The organism is Jatrophihabitans sp., assembly GCF_051960575.1.
In the GTDB taxonomy this organism is placed as follows: Bacteria; Actinomycetota; Actinomycetes; order Mycobacteriales; family Jatrophihabitantaceae; genus JBQCEE01.
The window spans coordinates 1-2,105 of sequence record NZ_JBQCEE010000377.1 but is presented as its reverse complement, the minus strand read 5'-3'; the positions used below and the strand labels follow the sequence as shown (position 1 = coordinate 2,105).

Sequence of the window (2,105 nt, the reverse complement as noted above, 5' to 3'; positions counted from 1 at the left end):
CCCACCCCCCCCCCCCCCCCCCCCCCCCCCAACCCCACCCCCCGCCCCCCTCCCCCCCCGCCCCCCCCCCCCCCCCCCCCCCCCCCCCCCCCGGGCCGGGGGACAAGACGGTTTCGGGGTCGTGCGGGTCGACGTTGACGAGGCCTTACCCGGTATGCATACTCGGTAGCCACTAGGTGCATACCGAGTAAGGGGTTCCGCCATGTCGGTGCGGTTCGGCCTGCTGACGCTGCTCGAGCGTCAGCCGATGTACGGCTACCAGCTGCGGCAGGAGTTCGAGGCATCGACCGGTGCCACGTGGCCGCTCAACGTGGGGCAGGTCTACACGACCCTCACCCGCCTCGAGCGCGACGGCCTCGTGGAGGTCGCGGGCGCCGAGGGCGGCGAACCGACCGGTGACCAGCGGGTCTACGCGATCAACGACACCGGCCGGGCGGAGGTCGCGGCCTGGTTCGCGACCCCCGTCCAGCAGTCGTCACCGCCACGCGACGAACTGGCGATCAAGCTCGCGCTCGCCGTCGACACCCCGGGCGTCGACGTCCGCGCGGTGATCCAGACCCAGCGCACCGCGACCGTGCGGGCGCTGCAGGAGTTCACGCGGGCCCGCGAGTCTGCGGCCGACGACCTGTCCTGGCTGCTCGTCGCCGACTCGCTGATCTTCGCGGCGGAGGCAGAGATCCGCTGGCTCGACCATTGCGAGACGAGACTCGCCCGCCACCGCGGCGCACCTCGCCGGACGGTGAGCGAGCCGGTCGAGCCGACCGTGACGGCGAAGGTGGGACGGCGATGATCCTCGAGCTTCGGGCCGTCACCCGACGGCACGGCACCGGCGCCTCGTCGGTCACCGCCCTGGACGCGGTGGACCTGCGGGTGGCGCCCGGCGAGCTCGTCGCCGTGATGGGCCCGTCCGGTTCGGGCAAGTCGACCCTGCTGCACCTGGCCGGCGGGCTCGACTCCCCCGACGCCGGCGAGGTGGCCGTCGACGGCCAGGTGCTCGGCACGCTGCGTCCCCGGCAGCTCGCGGCCCTGCGGCGGCGCAGCATCGGCTACGTCTTCCAGCAGCTCAACCTCATCCCGTCGCTCACCGCCGTCGAGAACGTCATGCTGCCGCGCGAGCTCGACGGCCGGCCCACCGGCCGGGCGCGCCGCGAGGCGCTGGCACTGCTCGACGAACTCGGCCTCGCCGAGCTGGCCGACCGCTTCCCGGACGACATGTCCGGCGGGCAGATGCAGCGCGTCGCCATCGCCCGCGCGGTCGTCGGCGAGCGGCGTCTGATCCTCGCCGACGAGCCGACCGGCGCGCTCGACTCGCACAGCGGCGAGGACGTGCTGCGGCTGCTGCGCGGTCGCTGCGACGACGCCGGGGTCGCCGCCGTGCTGGTGACCCACGACGCCCGGCACGCCGGCTGGGCCGACCGCGTCGTGTTCCTGCGCGACGGTCGGGTGGTCGACGAGACGGCGCCGCTGCCCGCCGCCGAGTCGCTGCTCACGGCCGGTGCCGAATGAGCGTCGCCCCCTGGCGCGCCGCGCTGCGCCTCGCCGCCCGTGACGACCGCCGGGCGAGGGGGCGCACTGCGCTGGTCGTCGCGCTCATCGGGCTGCCCGTGCTGGTGCTCGGCGTCGTCGCGATCGGCTACCGCACCTACAGCCTGTCACCGGGTGAGAAGCTCGCGCGCAGCATCGGCACCGCCGACCTCGCCGTGCGCTGGAGCGGGCTCACCACCGTGTCGCAGAACTACGAGGGCTGGCTCGGCGACGCGACGGTGAGCGAGGGCGAACCCACGCACCTCCCGTCGACCGCGCAGATCACCGCCCTGATGCCGCCGGGAAGCCGGGTCGTCGCGAAGGTCGTCACGGACCGCCCGCTGACCGTCGCCACCCGGTCCGGGTTGGCCCTCGAGCAGTTCGTCGGTCTCGACGTCGGCGACCCGCTGGCCCGCGGCATCGTCTCGATCACGGCCGGCCGCGCACCGCGCACGACCGGCGAGGTCGCGGTGACACCGGCGACGGCCCGCGCCGACGGGCTGCACGTCGGCGACCTCCTGCGTGCCGAGGACCCGTCCCGCGCGTTCCGGATCGTCGGCGTCGTCGCGTCCGACACCGAC

General features: G+C 74.9%; 2 protein-coding genes and 1 pseudogene. All 3 read left to right on the top strand.

Translation table 11 applies throughout. The features are described 5' to 3' along the window. Window positions 1-202: 202 nt before the first annotated feature. Window positions 203-790, top strand: coding sequence for a PadR family transcriptional regulator (locus tag ACTHMS_RS21025; protein WP_440308610.1), 588 nt, complete (start codon window positions 203-205; stop codon window positions 788-790). Then, window positions 787-1,506, top strand: coding sequence for an ABC transporter ATP-binding protein (locus ACTHMS_RS21020; protein ID WP_440308609.1), 720 nt, complete (start codon window positions 787-789; stop codon window positions 1,504-1,506). The genes ACTHMS_RS21025 and ACTHMS_RS21020 overlap by 4 nt, the downstream gene beginning before the upstream one ends. Beyond that, window positions 1,503-2,105 (top strand): annotated as a pseudogene (locus tag ACTHMS_RS21015) (ABC transporter permease); the annotation flags it as partial. The gene ACTHMS_RS21020 and the pseudogene ACTHMS_RS21015, both read left to right, overlap by 4 nt.

Excerpts from the sequence above, each read along its gene's own strand:
- ACTHMS_RS21025 (WP_440308610.1), top strand. The coding sequence starts at position 203 with ATGTCGGTGCGGTTCGGCCTGCTGACGCTGCTCGAGCGTCAGCCGATG.
- ACTHMS_RS21020 (WP_440308609.1), top strand. The coding sequence starts at position 787 with ATGATCCTCGAGCTTCGGGCCGTCACCCGACGGCACGGCACCGGCGCC.